Source organism: Geobacter sp. FeAm09 (assembly GCF_008330225.1).
Taxonomy (GTDB): Bacteria; Desulfobacterota; Desulfuromonadia; order Geobacterales; family Pseudopelobacteraceae; genus Oryzomonas.
The window spans coordinates 2228117-2244396 of sequence record NZ_CP042466.1 but is presented as its reverse complement, the minus strand read 5'-3'; the positions used below and the strand labels follow the sequence as shown (position 1 = coordinate 2244396).

Below are 16280 nucleotides of genomic sequence, written 5' to 3'. Positions count from 1 at the left end.
CCATGGACGCGTGCATCTTCTGCAAGATCATCAGCGGTGAAATACCGTCGAAAAAGGTGTTTGAAGACGACCGGATTCTGGTCATCGAAGACATCGCCCCCAAGGCGCCCCTGCATCTCCTCCTGCTGCCGAAGCGGCATTTCGTCAACTGTCTCGACATGACCGAGCAGGACGACGCCCTGGTCGGCTTTATCATGAGAAAGGCGGGGGAGATAGCCCGCCAGAAGGGATATGCCGATTCCGGTTTCCGCCTGGTGCAGAACAACGGCGAAGGGGTGGGGCAATCGGTATTCCATATCCATTTTCACCTCCTGGCCGGACGTGATTTTACCTGGCCTCCGGGGTAAGGAGAGAGGATTTGAGATCATGAAACGGATTGTAACGGTTGTGGCGGTGACGCTCCTGTGGTCGCTGCCGGCGATGGCGGAAACCTACTCCTGGACCGACAGGAGCGGCACCGTCAACTTCAGCGACGATTACTACAGCGTGCCGAAGCAGTACCGCAAGAAGGTGCGCAGGCTGGGGGACATCGATGCCCAGCCGGCCGCGGCCGACAGCGGGAAAGGCGCCGGCGCGGGACAGCAGGCCGCGCTGCCGGAAGCGGGCAAGGGTGGTGCGGGGGAGGACTCCGCCAACGACCAGTATGGCGGGAAAAAGGCGGAAATCTGGCAGCAGGAGTTCAAGGGGCGTTACGCCGAGGTCAAGCAGCTCGAAAAGGAGCTGTTGGAGCTGGAAGAGCTCGTCAAGAAGCCGGTCGGCATCTCCCGCGAGCGTATCCAGGGGCTTCCCCAGGAGTTCCGGGCGACGCAGAAGCGCTATAACGACGCCGTCAAGGCGTACAACGAGTTGAACGACGCCGCCAACAAGGTCGGCCTGCCCGCCGAGTACAGAAAATAGCACCTGCCCCGGGAGCGAAAACCCAAAAGGCCCGTCGGATATCCGGCGGGCCTTTTGCCGTGTACGCCGGGCGCGGGGCTAAAAGGTCACAAGCCCCTTGAGCGCGCCGGGGAGGATCATGTCCAGGGTCATGACGATGGTCATGACGATCATGATCGCCACCGTCAGCCAGGCGATGATGTTGAAGACGGGACCGTTGACGAAACTGCCCATGAGCTTGCGGTCGTTCACCAGCAGTTGCATGAAGATCAGGATGAACGGCAGCATGGCGCCGTTGACCACCTGGGAGATGAACATGATCTTGAGCAGCGGGGCGTTGGGGGCCAGGATCAGGCCGGCGCTGATGACGATGATCACGGTGAAGAGCCAGAAAAACTGGGGCGCCCGCTCGAAATCCTTGTCCACCCCCGACTCCCACCCCATGCCCTCGCAGATGTAGAAGGCCGTGGAGAGCGGCAGGATGCAGGCGGCGAACAGGGACGCATTGAAGAGGCCAAAGGCGAACAGGGTGGATGCGTGGCGGCCCACCAGCGGCTTGAGCGCCATGGCCGCGTCGGCGGCGGTCTCCACCTTGAGCCCCTGGACATTGATGGTGGCGGCGCAGGCCACCACGATGAAAAAGGCGACCACGATGGCCATGATGCAGCCGAAGATGACGTCCAGCCGCGTAAAGGCATACTGTTTCGCGGTGATCCCCTTCTCCACCACGGCCGATTGCTGGTAGAACTGCATCCAGGGGGCGATGGTGGTGCCCACCAGGCCGATCAGGGTCATGGTGAAGGCGCTGTCGGAGCGGAACGTGGGGGTGACGCTGGCCTTGATGATGACGTCCCATTTGGGGCCGGCCATGACGGCGGCGATGGGGTAGGCGACATAGACCATGCAGGCCACCAGGAACACCTTCTCCACGGTCTTGTACGACCCCTTGACGATCAACAGCCAGACCACCACGGCGCTGATGGGGACCGACAGGTACTTGCTGATGCCGAAGATCTCGAGGCTGGCGGCGATGCCGGCAAATTCGGAGATGGAGTTGCCCATGTTGGTCAAAAGCAGGGCGATCATCACGTAGAAGGTGACCTTGACGCCGAACGACTCGCGGATCAGGTCGGCGAGCCCCTTGCCGGTCACGGCGCCCATGCGGGCGCACATCTCCTGGACCACCACCAGGGCGATGGTCGTGGGGAGCATGGTCCAGAGCAGGTCGTTGCCGTAGTTGGCCCCGGCCAGGGAATAGGTCGTGATGCCGCCGGCGTCGTTGTCCACATTGGCGGTGATGATGCCGGGACCGAGGATGGCCAGGAACAGCATGATGTTCCGGGGGGTCACGCTCTTGAGCGGCTTGAGGAATTTGAACAGCGATATACCGGTGAACATGGCGTTTCTTCCTATCCTCTCTTCTTCACCAGGCGCGGCAGATAGTGGGCCAGGACGTCGTCAACGGTGACGATGCCCACCATGCGCTGTTCCTCGTCCAATACCGCTACCGCGGTCAGGTCGTACCGGGTGAGGGTTTCCAGGATCTCCTCCGGGGCGTCGCCCACATTCACGCTACGGATGTTGTCTTCCATCACATCCACGACGAGTTCATCGTCCTTGGAGGCGAGCAAATCCTGGAGGCTGAGCACCCCCTCCAGATGTTCGGCGTCATCCAGGAGATAGGCATAGCTGACGTTTTCGATCTCCCCCGCGAGCCGGCGCACCTCGGCGATGGCGGCGCCCACCGTGTGGTTCAGGGGCAGGGTGAGGAATTCGCTGGTCATGAAGCCGCCGGCCGTGTCTTCCTCGTGCTCCAGCAGTTCCTCGATCTCTTCCTTCTCCTCGTCGTCCATCATCCCCAGCAATTGCTGGGCCGTCTCTTCCGACAGGTCGGAGAGGACGTCGGCCGCATCGTCCGGGGACATCTCTTCCAGGATGTCCGAGGCGTGCTCGGCATCCATCTGGCTGATGACCACGCTGCGCATCTCCGGTTCCAGTTCGTAGAGCGTATCGCCGGTGGTTTCCGGGTCGATGCTTTCGAGCACGGTCTTGATGCTCTGGATCGGGATCTGCTCGATGATGTCCGCCAGGTCGGCCGGATGGATCTCGTTCATCTGGTTGCGGGCGATATTGAGGGCCAGCTTGGACGAATGGGGCTCCAGCGGCTGGACATACTCCCAGCTGATCTCGGCGTTGGGGATGTCCTTCTTGATCAGCCGCGCCACGTTCTCGCCGAACCGTTCGTAGCCCAGGCGGCGCAGGAGGCCGCGGAAGCCGATATCGACGGAGAATATGCACAGCTTGTCGTGGAGCTTGCCCAGCTTGATGTCGTTGACGCGCACCACCTTGGCCCCGTCCACGTCCACGATCTGCTTGTCCAAAAGGTCGCGCCGCACCAGGATCTCCGCCTCGCGGTACTCGTAGGGGCGCAGGCCGGGGGCGATGCCGGCGGAGGATATGACCACGTGGGTAAACAGCGATACCTCGCTCCAGGGGAGCAGCATCTTGCCCTTGCGTCCCTTGATCACGATGTGCGACACCTCGGGGAAGACCTCGCCCGGCACCATGATCAGGTCGCGGAGAAGCCCGAGCTCTTCGCCCCTGCTGTTGATCACCGACCGGCCGATGACGGCACTCAGGTATATTTCGCTGTATTCCGTGTTCATAATGGCCACCCCGAAATAAAAAAGGCCCTTTCAGGGAAGAAAGGGCCTTTGGCGCACGCAAAGTAACCGTTTCCCCACTGGTTGACTTTCGGCAGAGCACAACGTAGGTCAATGACCAGCTACCTTAGGTAAAGCCTTAGGCCGACAATACCTGGTCTACCCATTGGCGTCTTTCGACATTTTTGGGCAGTAGCCTGTGTTTGTGCAAACGCCTCTGCTAACGAGGAACTTTAACCATATAATCCAAAAGGAAATTGTTTGTCAATACGCAAAACCCCCCTGCCGGTGAAAAAAGCGTTACGGAATTATTGCCGTTTCGTGACGCAGGATATGATTTCCCTTTCAGCGCCGATTTTGCTATGATGATCGACATGGGTGAGAAACTGATCTGCAACAACAAGAAGGCCTACCATGAATATTTTATCGAGGAAAAGCTGGAAGCCGGGATGGTGCTTCAGGGGACCGAGGTAAAATCGCTGCGGGCCGGCACCGTCAACCTGACCGACGCCTTCATGCTGATCCGCGAGGGCGAGGCCTTTCTGCACAACCTGCACATCGCGCCCTATGATTTCGGCAACCGCCAGAACCACCAGCCGGACCGCCAGCGCAAGCTCCTCCTGCATCGCAAGGAGATCGGGCGGCTGTACGGCAGGATCAGGGAACAGGGGTATTCGGTCGTTCCCCTGCGGCTTTATTTCAAGGACGGGCTGGTCAAGGTGGAGATAGGGCTTGCCAAAGGTAAGAAACTGTACGATAAACGTGAGGATCTGAAAAAGAAGGATACGCAGCGGGAGATGTCGCAGGCCATGAAGGCCCGCAACCGGGGCTAGGGCGGTTGTCCGACAATCCGCTTCGTGGTTTTGGCTACAAATTTTTCAAAGGGGGGTGTAAAGGTTTCGACGGGGAAGTGAAAATCTGGGTTGCACCGGGTCGGGGCAGGTGGCCGACCTTAATAAACCTGCAACGGCATTAATTGCCGACAATTATAACACTCCTGTAGCTCTCGCAGCTTAACAGGCGTCCCCGACCGAGATGCCGGTGGTAAGAAGGGGACGTCATTCACTACCGGATTGGGATGCGCAACGCCCGTAGCGCAACCTGAAAACTTACGGGACCGCCGGCACGGTGCTTTGTCCTTTGCGTACCGGGCCGGTTAAATCGAGCAACGGACTAACGGTGTAGTAATTCAGATGGTAGGTTCTTCGGACCCGGGTTCGACTCCCGGCACCTCCACCAAAACATAGTCCGGTATTGTCCGGCTAAGACCAAAAGCCCTTGAGAAATCAGGGGCTTTTCTTTTTGTGTTGTCCGGCAAAGTTCGCTTTGATATGCTTGTGGCCAACATTTTTGGAGGTATTTTTGGGGTTATATGGAGCATCCTCAAAGTGAAATACCTCCATACGAAAACCGGATACCTCCAAAAAGGAGAAAAGGCCATGCCGAAACGGATCGCACCGCTCTCTGATCTCCAGGTGAAAAACGCCAAACCTCAGGAACGTGACTACCGGCTTATGGATGGTTCAGGCCTCTTCTTACAGATCACGCCTACAGGCGGAAAGCTGTGGCGTCTCGATTATCGCTTTGCTGGCAAGCGTAAAATGCTGGCTCTTGGTGCGTACCCCGCCGTGTCCCTTGCCGATGCCCGCCAGCGTCGAGATGAAGCTAGGAAGCTTTTGGTCAATGGTGTTGATCCAGGAGAACAGAAAAAAGCGCAAAAAGCATCTACGCTCGCTGAGGTTGAAAACAGCTTCGAGATAATTGCCCGCGAATGGCATAGCAAATTCTCCGGTCAATGGTCACCCGGCCATGCCGCCACGATCATGGACAGATTGACCCGCGACGTGTTCCCCTGGCTCGGCGGTAAGCCTGTTGCCGAAATCAAGCCTGTGGACATTCTGGCGATACTGAGAAGGGTAGAGAGTAGGGGAGCCCTGGAAACGGCTCACAGGGTTAGAACGATCTGCGGGCAGGTCCTACGTTATGCCGTGGCTACCGGACGCGCTGAGCGCGATTCTGCTGCCGATTTAAGGGGGGCATTGCCACCGGTCCGGGAAAAACATCATGCCGCCCTTACCGACCCGAAAGAAGTTGCCGACCTTCTCCGGGCCATAGACGGCTTTAAAGGCACCTTTCACGTCAAGTGCGCCCTCAAGCTGGCACCCATGCTCTTTGTTCGTCCTGGAGAACTCCGGCAAATGGAAATGGGCCGAAATCGACTTTGAAAACGAGCAATGGAACATACCGGCCGAAAAGATGAAAATGAAGCAGCCCCACATTGTCCCTCTATCGCGCCAAGCAATCGCCACCCTGAAAGATCTTCACCCACTGACCGGCTACGGCAGATATGTTTTCCCATGCCACCGCTCACCGCTCCGCCCCATGACCAACAACGCCATAAACGCCGCTCTCCGGCGCATGGGGTATACCTCCGACGAAATGACCGGTCACGGATTCAGAGCAACGGCCAGGACGATCCTTGATGAAGTCCTGCAGGTTCGACCGGATTTCATCGAGCATCAACTTGCACATGCCGTGAAAGATCCCAACGGCAGAGCTTACAACCGCACGGCTCACCTTGTCGAACGCAAAAAAATGATGCAGCAATGGGCGGATTATCTTGAAGAGTTGAAGAGCGTGGCGAAGGTAATACCGTTGAAACGATCTGTCTGATTGGCTCCCCGGTTCGAACAAAAGTGGGCACTGGAAAGAGCTAACTTCGTTATAACGGGGTGCCCGGTTCACCCGCTTCGCCCGGTCGGTTTTCCGGGCGTGGCGGCGTGCAACCGGCTGGTTGGGACATTTTTTGTCAATGCGCAGACGCGACACCTATTCCCTGCCGTATTCCCCCTGATCTTAGCAATTAAACAGACAGTTCATCTCTTAATCCTAAATGGATAATTATTTCTTTATCAAAATCTAGTTCAGATCTTGGATCTCTATGAGCCCAACTGTAGAAGTTTTTCTTATGATCATCCTTAAACCATTTGTTGCCAACGATATTGAACTTAAAAAATATTGATAATATATTGTCAAGCTCAACAGCTTTGTATTTATCTTTATTCTTATCCCAATATAGCTTAATGTCAGTGTATTTAAAATTATGTCTATTGAACTGTTTTAACAACTGAAGCCCTGTGTCAATTTGGTCATCTGAGATGTGTCCACACATTTCATTTCTGATTTCATTTAAAAGATACTCTGAATATGATTTCCTTAAATCTAAAAAGCCTTTAAAACCAAAATAGCTTGTTGTAGGATATTTTTTAATTATAAGATTAAGGTAGGTAACTATATCTCTTGGGCGGAATAAAGTTCTTTCAAGTATAAACCGCTCTGGTTCAACGCGCTTTATGTCTTGAGGGAACAATATCTTGAATTTGTCATCATAACTACGTGACTCTAGCGAACTTACTGATCTGGATGCTTTAGTTAGTATCAGTTCAAATAATGGTGATGATTTATCAACTTTGTTTCCCCAGTCTATTGTTAATCCATTGACCTTTACTATTTTATTAAGATCTGGGTCGTTAAGAATTGAAAATATATCACTTCTTAAAAGTGCATATATTTTACATTTACAGCCATTGTCAATGCACAACATATTTATTTTGTCAGCGGCTTTTAGCAGGCTAATAATAGAATTTTTGTAGTATTCCTCATTTCTAAATCTGTCATCAAGTTCATCATAAAATAATGCGTACTCGCTGCGTGAAGTAGAAAGTAGGGTAATTACTACTTCGCGCAGGTCTTCAAGATATTGAAGATATGAACCTTCTGTTTGTTTGCTTGCTCCACCATATTCAGCTTCTTGCTTCAATAATGAGCCTTTAATTTTGTGCTGCTTGGTTATTTCGATAACTTTCTTTACATCAATTGTTAAAGAGGCATAGTTTTCCTTAAAAAAAGTATCAAGTCTTCTTTTTTCATTAGACTGTGGTATTCCTTCATCTTGTATTATGATTTTTGCTAAATCAAGCAACATTACCCACTCCCAAATTGCAAAATACTCGTTCGGAGAAATGTCACCTGATTTTAAATGAACTAGTTCATGAAACCTGAAATCTTTATATGATCGAATATCTATAAAAAATGTTGGTCCACTACAGGTCTTTTTAATGTACTCAGCTAATATAGTTTTGCCTGAACCTTTTCTTCCCAGTATTAAAAAAACTGCAGGATCAAGAACATGCTCATGGAGGTTGTTATAATCAAAAAAATACTTTTCAAAATCAGCCTTATATCGGGCTTCTTTTTTCCCATCATTTACTCCGAGATAAATATCACTCAGCTTAAGTCCTTCCATATCGAAACCTCCATTTATAATACATTCTTAAATGACCAACTCGTTATAGATCGGTCAGGTTGTTCCATCTACATGTATATGGGAACCTGATATTTTTTTTATTAAACCCATATACAACTATATAGCTGTTATAATGCAGGCATCTTTCCCCGTTCCAGTAACACGGGGCCTTATTACTCCTAAAACCATCTGGCCTCGGCATACGGCTCAACAGTTCGGCATTCAGGATACTTGATACACACTAAAAACTTTTTCCCAGTCTCTTCTCCAGACTTCTTTTCTCTTATCTTCATTTCGCTTCCACATTTGGAGCATTTCTCATTACTTGTCGGAAGCACCGGCTTTATTATCATCGGCTCAGGCTCTGCCCTCTCCACATCGACAGCCTTGTTTTTATCCGGCTCCTGTGCCGAAACAACAAAATCTCCAAGCTTGGCTTGAAGCTCTCGTAAAGTGTATGCCCGCTTAACCGGAAATCTTGCTATCGGAACATGTGCCGCTTCCAGGGCAGCTTCAAGAAATTCATCCCTGGCTATCCGTTTCGCTTGCTGGTGGGTGCTGTCGTCAAGCTCAATAACCATCTCCATGGCAAAGTACCCAAAAAGGGTCGCGTCTACATTCTACACAAAAAGAAAAATATAAACGCGCCCCCTTTAAAAGTTGTTGGTGCCCCTCGGGCTTTACCTCAATAGGCGGCATCAGATTTTAAAACGAAATCTTCCAGTTTTGCCCCACCAGTTCAAGACCGATCTCGTGGCGTCCACTAACCTTGCTGTCTTTTGTGGGATCGCCGATCATGTAGAGGGCATGGTTATCGTCACGGGCGATCTCCACTGCCGGAGAAAACTCCTCAACCAGCAACCTGACAAACTCCTTGGGCACCTGGGATAGGATCGTCTGGACTTCTCCGGCATCGGCATACCGCAGACATTTGGCGGCAGTTGGGTAATCCCCGCTTGCAAGTGATCTTCTGAAACGCCGGATTGTTTTGAGCGGCGTACTCAGTGCCGGGTCGGCCGGTTCGCTGATTGGCGAGATGGAGCTTGGTTGTGATGGTTGCTGCTGTGTGGGCTCCTGGGGGAACTAGGGGGACGGTTGCCGGAAGATCTTTTGGCCTTTGTCATCTTCTTGGCTTTCTTTGCCGGTTTGTTCGCATCGGGATATGTCGTCACGCTTGCTGCCGGGACCTCTGGGGGAGGCTCCGGGCTCATGTCAACATCGACCCGCTTGGCGCGTTTGAGCGCCTTGGCAGATAAAGACGATGGATTATCCGTGTAATGCACATTCCCTTGGTCATCGGTATAGGCGTAATATTCGGCATGCGCCATGGCGAACAATATTACAACCCATGATATTGCAAATGGAATTGATCGCATGGCACCTTACTTTCCGTCAAATCCGGCTGTCATGAGGGGAATCTGCTTGTGTCGCCCCGACAAGCGCAAGCCTGCACTATATCTACTCCACGATCAGAGCAATTTCAATTGCAATTTCAATATGTTAATTTTTTTACCGCTCTGTGGAATGTGTTAAAAAAATTAACATAAAACCGGCCTTGCCATATCTCACGATTATCACACCAAAAAAGCCACCTCAACCATCATCGGGCGCCTCTCGTTGTGTCATTTTGATGCACCACCCACTGACAATTTTTGTCAGCACGAATAGGCGGCATCTCCCTTAATATGCAAAATGTGCATGGATGAGGTCCCCTCCAGCGGTCCATGCGGCCGTAATATCATTAGCGTATTATCATGCAACTGTGCTAATTCAAACGACAAATCAAGTCTTGTGCCGTCGCCGGTACACTTTGTGCTGAACCCCGTCCAAATGTGGAAATTATGGGGGTATTATGCGAAACATGATACTGGCGGTCATCGGTCTACTGTTGTTGGGGTGCAGCGGGGGCAGTCGTCAAGCTCCACCATGACGGTTTCCGGTGTTACCGCAACGGGCGCCGCCGTGTCCGGAACCATCTTTCTCAAGGATTCGACAGGACATGAGCTGTCGATGGCAACCACGGACGGGACGTTTTCATTCGACGTATCGGCACTCAAACCCCCGTTCATGCTCAAGGCAAGCTGGGGAGGGAAGGCGATGTATTCGTTCGCCGCTGCCGCCGGCACGGCGAACATCACCCCCTTGACCCAGATGATCGTGGCGGCGGCAGCGAGCAGCACGGATCTGGATGCCGCGTACCAGGCGCCGAGCCCGACCACCTTCAGCACCATCGCAGCGAACCTCCCGGCCGCAACGGCGAACCTCCGGAATAGCCTGAAGCCCCTTCTTGCGAGCTACGGCGCCGACATGGACCCCATTTCCGGGAAATTCTCGGCGAACGGCTCCGGCATGGACGGCCTGCTCGACCATGTGGCGGTTGCCTCTGTCTCGGGCACCGTGTCGATAACCGACAGGAGTTCGGGAGCGACCCTGTTCAGCGCCACGGCATCGCCGGCACTGGCCAACAGCGTTTCCGCCATGAATTGGGCAAATGACGCAGCGGCCGTGGCCCAGGACCCGGACCTCAAGGTCTCCGAGGCCGGAGACGGGCTTGCCGTATGGTGGAGCTATACGGGGACCGGCTACGGCGCAAGCGTGATCCAGGCCCGGTGGCTGAATTCCGAACAATCCGCAACGCAGATCAGCACGGCCACCGGTTTCGCCATGATGCCGAAAGTGGCGATAGACGGGAGCGGGAATGCCGTTGTGGTGTGGATGCAGTCCGACAATCAGCTCAACAGCGTCTGGGTGAACCGCTATGTTGCCGGTTCCGGATGGGGCAGCCCCAAAAAGCTGACAAGTGCCGTATCGAGCGCCACCGGCCCGTCCGGGGTGCCGTCGGTTGCCATTGACGCGGCCGGGAATGCCGTGATCATGTGGAACCAGTCGGATGCCGCCGTCAGCAGCCACTTTGATGTCTATGCCAGCCGGTATTCCGTGACCGGCGACAGTTGGTCGGCACCGGCGATGCTCTCCTCCGGCACGAACTGCGCCTACGGCTACAAGGTGGTTGCCAACAACGCCGGCGCGGTTGCGGTGATATACAACCAGTTTCAGAGAACCGACGGCATCGGCGGCAATGGCGACGCAAGCGACATCTGGGTGGCGACGGGAACGACGACGGGTGGTTTTACGACCCGCACGAAAGTGAGCAGCAGCCCGAACCCGATCTATGGCCAGGGCTCGCTGGCGATTGACCCCGTAGGAGATCTCCTCGCGGCATGGATCCAGAACAACAACTCCGGGTATTTCGATGTCTGGGCCAGCCGGCAACCGGCCGGGGGAAGCTGGGAAGCCCCGAAGACCGTTGCAAACAGCGTGACAGGGGAGTGCTATTCCCCGGAAGTCGCGTTCGACGCCCATGGGAACGCCTTGGCAACGTGGGAGCAACAGTTGGACACCGAGGGAAGGCAGTATGTGGCCGCAAGCCATTACAGCGCGGCGAGCGGAATGTGGGACGCCCCTGCGGAGATCAGCGAGAACATCGGCAACACCTATGACCAGCACATTGCCGTGGACCCATCGGGGAACGCAACCCTGGTCTGGTATCAGATAGAGTCCGCAGCCGTTACCGTGAGGTCGGCCCAGTACCTCCTGTCGTCCGGTTGGGGGGCATCACAACTGATTGCAACCATGGGGGCGGCCTATGACGGATACATGGTCTTTCCGGTGCCGCGGGTAGCCGTGAATTCTTCGGGGAAAAGCATCATAATCTGGGGAACGAGTTCGATGTAGGGGTGACGGGGATAACAGACTGACTCAGGGTGGGCGTCTTATCTGACCCATGTTAGTGCCAAACGTATTGAAATAACAACATGGTGATGGTCTTGTTGCGGTGCCCGTCCGGATCAATGTTGCAAGTCCACTAACAAAAAAGACGCCCGGACCATTGCCGGGCGCCATTGGATGTGCCGTTTCGACACAATTGAAAACCCTGCCAGCGACGGTGGTAACAGGGCTATTCACATCCATACAACGTTCCACCATGCCGCCGGAGCGGCGCTGCCTAGGCTTTGCGGTTCCTTCTCCGCAGCAGGGCCACGCCGGCCATGCCCGCGCCCAGAAGGATGACGGTGGACGGCTCGGGCACCGGCGCGGTGGCGGTGGTATAGGTAAACGCCATACTGGAATCGTACCAGTGGCAGTCGGGATCAAAGGCGAAGCCGAAGTAGCCGTCCTTGAGGTCCGCCGTCAGTGCCGCCAGCGCACTGGCGTCAAAGGTGACGGTCAGGGTGCCGCTGTGGCCGGGGTAGTAGGTGCCGCCGCTGGCCGTGGCAAGGAGATAGGCTTTCGAGTTGCCGGCAAAGTAATTGGTCGTGTCGCTGGGGTCAGAACTGGTCGTAAAGGTGTTGCTCCCCGACGACGTGTTGTAGAGGCTGATATAGAGTTTGTCGAGAGCGTTTTTCTCCCAATCCTGCAAACCGTAGAGGGTGAGGGTCGCGCTGGTGATCACTTGGTCGGCGGCCAGGGGGGTGCTCTTCAGATTCCAGATGACGTTCGTGGTGTCGGCCATGCTGGTTACCGCCGAATTGGAGGTGCTGAAAGAATAGGTGGTCGCCTGGGCTGACACGGCGCTCATCAGCAGCGCAGCAAACAGTGTCGTCAGTACTTTTTTCATCGATTGCTCCCGATTCTGTTATAAAAATGAAAATGCTTGCAAGGTTTTAGCACAATATGTGCCATATGTGAATTGTTGTAATAATCAAGCTGTTGTGCCGGTTCCCGCCGCTGTTGGGCCCGATTTGTCGGTTTTCTGAACAGTTGAGTGTCAAATTTTTCGACGGCATCGGCGGCCCGAGGAGGGGGCCACCGCTCGGGCGGACGGCAAGCCCCTCGATCAGGCGGCTACCGGCCGGCTTCCGCGCGAAATTCTCCCCACGGCAGAAAACGTGTAACCCAACGCCCCCTCCCTGCGTCTACCCCCATATAACAATCCCTGCACGTCAAGGAGAACCCATGAATACATACATGAACCGCATGCCGCTCCTCGTAGCGGGGGCGCTTGTCGCCGCTACCGCTTCCATCGCCCAGGCCGGGCTCAACGTCAATGTGGACATCGGGGTACCCGCCCCGGCGCCGCCAGCGCCCGTTTACCGGCCGGCGCCGCCATCGCCGCCCCCGGTGATGCTCCCGGACACGCCGCCCCAGTTCGTTTTCGTGCCGGATCTGGGCTATTACGTCGCCGTCGGGACGCCCTACGATATGGCGTACATCGGCCGCGACTATTATGTCTTCAGCAATGGCTTCTGGTACCGGACCTCGTACTACGGCGGGCCATTGGTGCGGGTGGAGCGGAGAGTGATGCCGCCGCTCCTGGCCCGGCACAGCCTGAAAGAGTTCCGGCGGTTCCGCGAGGTGGAGTTCAGGCGCTATGACCGCGACCGGGACCATTACCGTGGGCAGGTGCACCGGCCGGAGGTGCGGAAAGAGGTACGGAAGGAAGAGCGGCGCGAAGACAGGCGCGAGGGGGAGAGGCGTTAAGGCCCGCTAGGGCGTGATTGCGTGTCACGCCGGGGAAAGGAGCAACCGTGAGAACGATAGTCATCGTGATGGCGATTACGTTCATCGCCGCCATTACGCTTGCGAACGCAGATGGGCTGTTCATGCCGCTTTGAATGATGCTGCACGTTTCGCCCGGCTGGTTGAATAGGTGCATGGCCGGGGTGTATGCGATACGCCCCGGCGGCCGGCTTTCATATATTGACCACTGAAGCTTTCACTAACACCGGGAGAGGTCCTGCGATGAGTTATAAGATTTTCCTGCTGGCGGTTGCCTGTCTGGCGGCAACGTTCGGAATGCTCAATAAGCGCTGGGCGGTGGCGTGCTCGATATGCGTGATGCTCTGCGCCATCGGCAGCTTCACCGCGGATGGTGTGTCCCGCTGGGTGGCGGAACACCGGCAGGACGTTTGCCCTTCGGAATCCTATGCCTCGGGCAGGGTGGTCGGGCTGCATGATTCGGGGGCGCGTATTTGATGGGGGAGGGCGGGTTTAGCGGTTAAGTCGATAAACTTAACTACGTTCCCTTAGGTTGTATATAGTATACAGACTGCTGGCGCGCTTGGTTGAACGTTATTATCTCTTGAATTTAGATACATACCTAAGAAGAACCCATCCAATAACAATATCCTCGTTCTCATCCAAATATGAAATCTTCGCCCAACCTTGTTTCTTGTGTTCAACACTCACAATTTTACCTAAAGTTGCCGTAGCTATAATTGCAGAGTCAATTTTCGGTTTTTCTCTTACGTAAAGTCTTGTTGCTGAAACAAAGCGATACTGTTTGTCAATAATTATACTTTCATTATTGCTGTTTTTAATTGTTTTAATTATTTCTTTTGTCTCGTGCTTTTGAGTATGAATGAGGTTTTCAACGAAGGGCGTCAAGAGGTTTGCGATAATGCTGAGAAGAATAGCAAATACTGCCGTTATTGCATGCTTACTAAGAGGGTTTAAGCTTTCATACCATTCAAGGAATGATTTGTTCTGATCGAAAGGCGTAATATCTGCGGAATTAACCCGATTTGTATCGTAAATTTTTGAATCCATATTGGAATTATCCAAGCAAAGCTTCTTCGCTGTTACGTCAAAGTCATTTTCATTTATCAAATGTGAGAATGCTTTTTCAATCTCTGGTGACGTCAGCATGTCCCTTACGATTGTTTGGAAAATTGGAGTTTTAATGCCTACCAATGTTTTGTGAAGTAGACCCGTTGCAGCAACCTCTGATGCCATTCCGGCCAGTCCAAACTTGTCCTTATAATCCATTCCAAGCCTTGCAGTTTTGAGCGCATGGTTTTCTGTCAGCCCCATTGCTGCAATTTTTGATGCAAGCCCGACAAGGCCCAAATTCTTCTGAATATCCATTCCAAGCATTGATGCTTTAAGGGCAAAGTTTTCAGTTAGTCCCATAGCAGCTACTTTTGATGCTAACCCTAACATTCCCTGATTCTTTTGAATATCCATTCCAAGCATTGATGCCTTGAGTGTATGACCACTCGTAAGCCCCATAGCAGCAACCTTTGATGCCATTCCGGTCAGTCCAAGCCTGTCCTGATAATCCATCCCAAGCCTTGCAGCTTTGAGGGCATGGTTCTCTGTCAGACCCATTGCTGCGTTCTTTGATGACATTCCAGTCAGCCCTAGTTTGTCCTGCATATCCATCCCAAGCCTTGCAGCTTTGAGGGTATGGTTCTCTGTCAGACCCATTGCTGCGATCTTTGATGACATTCCAGTTAGTCCTAGCCTGTCCTGATAATCCATCCCAAGCCTTGCAGCTTTGAGGGCATGGTTCTCTGTCAGACCCATTGCTTCGATCTTTGATGACATCCCAGCTAGTCCTAGCTTGTCCCGATAATCCGTTCCAAACCTTGCTTCTCCGAGTGAGTTGATTTTAGCAATTCTGCTAGTTGCAGTTTTATTTATCATTTTATGAGCGTCATCATTGTTATTTGATGAGTTAATGTCTGAGTCATTTACTGATTCAAGACGTTGTTGTTTTGATTCAGTTTCATAATCGTCTTCGCTTGACATTATTACTCCAATATAATGTATTTTTAATTGGGTGCGTAAGCTTTAGTGTCGGAAGGAATTACAGGGACACCATACCCATTCTTCTGGCCTAATGCTGCCACAACCAAACCCCCGACCTTCCCCCTTCTACTCCAAGCAAAACCATAATTCAACGTAAATTCAATATGTTAAAAAAATTAACATAAAAACGCCAACGGCCATATCCCCCCGTTTTCACATTAAAAAACGGCACTTGAACCATGTTCAAGTGCCGTCGTATGTATCATTTCGATACAAAAAAAGTTTATCCAGTCCTTCTGTTCCTCACCCATCCCGCAGCAACGCTGCGACCACCCTGCACCCTCGCTCCCTCAGTTCTCCTCCTCCGACGTATCCAGAAAGGTCATGATCGTGTCAAACAGGGAAGAGGGCGCGTCCTGCCGGCTCTTCCGGGAATCGAAGACCGTCTCCCAGCCATACCCCTGCAACTCCACCGCCACCACCATGCCGGCCCGGCGGGTGTCGATGCGCGGGGTTATGCGTTTCACCACCCGCCGTCCCGGTTTCCGGTTGAAGAAGTTGTGCTCTTCCTCTATGTGCCTGATCAGTTCCACCAGTTCATTGATTGTCATTTCATTGTACCTGTTGTTCCGATCTGATGGACAGGGACGCCGTGGGCCGGATTCATCATGGGTAATTATACACCCGATTGGTCATCCGTCCCCGTCAGGGGAAGCCGAAAGCCCAAAATCTGGGCGTTGATTGACGATATATAATTATTATACGCCAATAATGAAGGTGACGTTTCTATCATGGATCGCAGTCGCCGTCCATAGTTATGTTGTATACCAGGTCGCCCTTGGCCGGCGGCGACCTGGGTAAATTTCGTTTCCGGGCCGGGGGCGCTGGGGCGCTCCCCGGTC

15 protein-coding genes, 1 other RNA gene, 1 pseudogene and 1 riboswitch are annotated in these 16280 nt (G+C 53.5%); of the genes and pseudogenes, 8 read left to right on the top strand and 9 right to left on the bottom strand.

Annotation, left to right across the window (positions count from 1 at the left end):
• Positions 1 to 2: 2 nt before the first annotated feature.
• Together FO488_RS10575 and FO488_RS10570 are read left to right on the top strand one after the other, a co-directional pair.
• Complete coding sequence (locus FO488_RS10575) at positions 3 to 347, top strand: histidine triad nucleotide-binding protein (protein ID WP_149210536.1); 345 nt, start codon at positions 3 to 5, stop codon at positions 345 to 347.
• Positions 348 to 366: 19 nt separating this feature from the next.
• Positions 367 to 897 carry a DUF4124 domain-containing protein gene (locus FO488_RS10570; RefSeq protein ID WP_168205983.1) on the top strand — a complete coding sequence of 177 codons (531 nt, stop codon included), beginning with the start codon at positions 367 to 369 and terminating at the stop codon, positions 895 to 897.
• A gap of 78 nt (positions 898 to 975) precedes the next feature.
• Here the strand turns inward: FO488_RS10570 and FO488_RS10565 are convergent, their stop codons facing one another.
• Both FO488_RS10565 and FO488_RS10560 read right to left on the bottom strand, forming a co-directional pair.
• The gene (locus tag FO488_RS10565; protein ID WP_149210534.1) at positions 976 to 2274 is read right to left on the bottom strand and encodes an Nramp family divalent metal transporter; all 1299 of its coding nucleotides are present in this window, start codon (positions 2272 to 2274) and stop codon (positions 976 to 978) included.
• Positions 2275 to 2285: 11 nt separating this feature from the next.
• Positions 2286 to 3542: a magnesium transporter MgtE N-terminal domain-containing protein gene (locus tag FO488_RS10560; RefSeq protein ID WP_149210533.1), complete on the bottom strand. Its 1257-nt coding sequence runs from the start codon at positions 3540 to 3542 to the stop codon at positions 2286 to 2288.
• A gap of 66 nt (positions 3543 to 3608) precedes the next feature.
• Positions 3609 to 3774, bottom strand: a riboswitch (M-box (ykoK) riboswitch).
• 139 nt (positions 3775 to 3913) lie between these two features.
• On the opposite strand from FO488_RS10560, the gene smpB reads away from it, so the two are divergent.
• The 3 genes and pseudogenes from smpB to FO488_RS10545 all read left to right on the top strand — a co-directional run bounded on the left by smpB (position 3914) and on the right by FO488_RS10545 (position 6212).
• The gene (gene smpB, locus FO488_RS10555; protein WP_149212151.1) at positions 3914 to 4372 is read left to right on the top strand and encodes an SsrA-binding protein SmpB; all 459 of its coding nucleotides are present in this window, start codon (positions 3914 to 3916) and stop codon (positions 4370 to 4372) included.
• Between the two features lie 51 nt (positions 4373 to 4423).
• Positions 4424 to 4778, top strand: a transfer-messenger RNA (tmRNA) gene (gene ssrA / locus FO488_RS10550).
• A 200-nt stretch (positions 4779 to 4978) separates the two neighbouring features.
• A pseudogene (locus FO488_RS10545) lies at positions 4979 to 6212 on the top strand (tyrosine-type recombinase/integrase).
• A gap of 190 nt (positions 6213 to 6402) precedes the next feature.
• Here the strand turns inward: FO488_RS10545 and FO488_RS10540 are convergent.
• From FO488_RS10540 to FO488_RS20660, 4 genes are all read right to left on the bottom strand, one after another.
• Entirely contained in the window at positions 6403 to 7845 is a 1443-nt protein-coding gene (locus FO488_RS10540; protein ID WP_149210532.1) for a P-loop ATPase, Sll1717 family, read from the bottom strand.
• Positions 7846 to 8024: 179 nt separating this feature from the next.
• Positions 8025 to 8432: a DUF2726 domain-containing protein gene (locus FO488_RS10535; RefSeq protein WP_149210531.1), complete on the bottom strand. Its 408-nt coding sequence runs from the start codon at positions 8430 to 8432 to the stop codon at positions 8025 to 8027.
• Positions 8433 to 8550: 118 nt separating this feature from the next.
• Complete coding sequence (locus FO488_RS19420; protein ID WP_168205982.1) at positions 8551 to 8706, bottom strand: hypothetical protein; 156 nt, start codon at positions 8704 to 8706, stop codon at positions 8551 to 8553.
• A gap of 140 nt (positions 8707 to 8846) precedes the next feature.
• Complete coding sequence (locus FO488_RS20660) at positions 8847 to 9173, bottom strand: DUF4124 domain-containing protein (protein WP_205743254.1); 327 nt, start codon at positions 9171 to 9173, stop codon at positions 8847 to 8849.
• Positions 9174 to 9771: 598 nt separating this feature from the next.
• On the opposite strand from FO488_RS20660, the gene FO488_RS10525 reads away from it, so the two are divergent.
• Positions 9772 to 11580 carry a hypothetical protein gene (locus FO488_RS10525; protein WP_149210529.1) on the top strand — a complete coding sequence of 603 codons (1809 nt, stop codon included), beginning with the start codon at positions 9772 to 9774 and terminating at the stop codon, positions 11578 to 11580.
• A 271-nt stretch (positions 11581 to 11851) separates the two neighbouring features.
• Here FO488_RS10525 and FO488_RS10520 read toward each other — a convergent pair whose 3' ends face one another.
• Positions 11852 to 12463 (bottom strand): PEP-CTERM sorting domain-containing protein, encoded by a 612-nt coding sequence (locus FO488_RS10520; protein WP_149210528.1) that lies wholly within the window; start codon positions 12461 to 12463, stop codon positions 11852 to 11854.
• A 338-nt stretch (positions 12464 to 12801) separates the two neighbouring features.
• Between FO488_RS10520 and FO488_RS10515 the strand changes: the two genes are divergently transcribed.
• Together FO488_RS10515 and FO488_RS10510 are read left to right on the top strand one after the other, a co-directional pair.
• On the top strand, positions 12802 to 13326 hold the full coding sequence (locus FO488_RS10515; RefSeq protein ID WP_149210527.1) for a hypothetical protein: 525 nt from the start codon (positions 12802 to 12804) through the stop codon (positions 13324 to 13326).
• Between the two features lie 261 nt (positions 13327 to 13587).
• Entirely contained in the window at positions 13588 to 13821 is a 234-nt protein-coding gene (locus FO488_RS10510) for a hypothetical protein (RefSeq protein ID WP_149210526.1), read from the top strand.
• A 99-nt stretch (positions 13822 to 13920) separates the two neighbouring features.
• Here FO488_RS10510 and FO488_RS10505 read toward each other — a convergent pair whose 3' ends face one another.
• Both FO488_RS10505 and FO488_RS10500 read right to left on the bottom strand, forming a co-directional pair.
• Positions 13921 to 15378, bottom strand: a complete 1458-nt coding sequence (locus tag FO488_RS10505; protein WP_149210525.1) for an SH3 domain-containing protein — start codon at positions 15376 to 15378, stop codon at positions 13921 to 13923.
• Positions 15379 to 15728: 350 nt separating this feature from the next.
• On the bottom strand, positions 15729 to 15989 hold the full coding sequence (locus FO488_RS10500; protein WP_149210524.1) for a hypothetical protein: 261 nt from the start codon (positions 15987 to 15989) through the stop codon (positions 15729 to 15731).
• Positions 15990 to 16280: the final 291 nt, after the last annotated feature.